The organism is Psychrobacter communis, from assembly GCF_014836505.1.
Taxonomy (GTDB): Bacteria; Pseudomonadota; Gammaproteobacteria; order Pseudomonadales; family Moraxellaceae; genus Psychrobacter; species Psychrobacter faecalis.
Genome location: NZ_JACSQR010000088.1, coordinates 1 through 653, shown reverse-complemented (window position 1 = coordinate 653; position 653 = coordinate 1). Strand labels below are relative to the sequence as shown.

1 protein-coding gene is annotated in these 653 nt (G+C 45.6%); it reads left to right on the top strand.

Annotated elements, in window-relative coordinates; genetic code table 11:
- Nucleotides 1-472 (top strand): winged helix-turn-helix domain-containing protein (locus H9653_RS12405; RefSeq protein WP_191692594.1); only part of this gene is annotated, 472 nt, incomplete at its 5' end.
- Nucleotides 473-653 lie beyond the last annotated feature (181 nt).

Genomic DNA, 653 nt, shown 5'->3' with positions numbered 1-653 from the left:
ACATAACCTAGAAGACCATGACTTTGGCAAACACTCAAAGACTGAGCGCAATCCCAGAGCCCGACTACGCCTGCTCATCTTATACCAATATAGTATGGGCAAAGCCACTAACGATATTGCTAAAGACCTCTGCATACATCCTGAAACTGCCAGACGGACATTGAAGCGATATTATGAACGAGGACTTGAGAGTCTCTACGATCGTCATCGTCGAGGTCGTCACAGCAAATTGGCAGAAGCAGACACAGACGCTTTTAAAGCCATGATAGTCTCTGAACAAGAAAAGCGCGCTGGCGGTCGTCTAACAGGCAAAGACATTCAGCAATTGGCTAAAGAACACTACAACGCTCACTACACCGTTAACGGTATCTACGAGCTACTCAAGCGTATTGATATGAGTTGGATAAGTGCTCGTAGTCAGCATCCAAAAGCCGACATACAAGCTCAAGACGCTTTTAAAAAAACTTTATAGCACAGGTTAAGGCGTCACTGCCTACTGATGTGAGCTTAGATCAAGTGGACATCTGGTTTCAAGATGAAACTCGAATAGGACAACAAGGCTCATTGACCAGAGTTTGGTATTACCGCGGTGGGCGACCTCGACTGATCAAGCAGCAACAGTTTCATTCCGCTTATCTGTTTGGTGCCTTTTG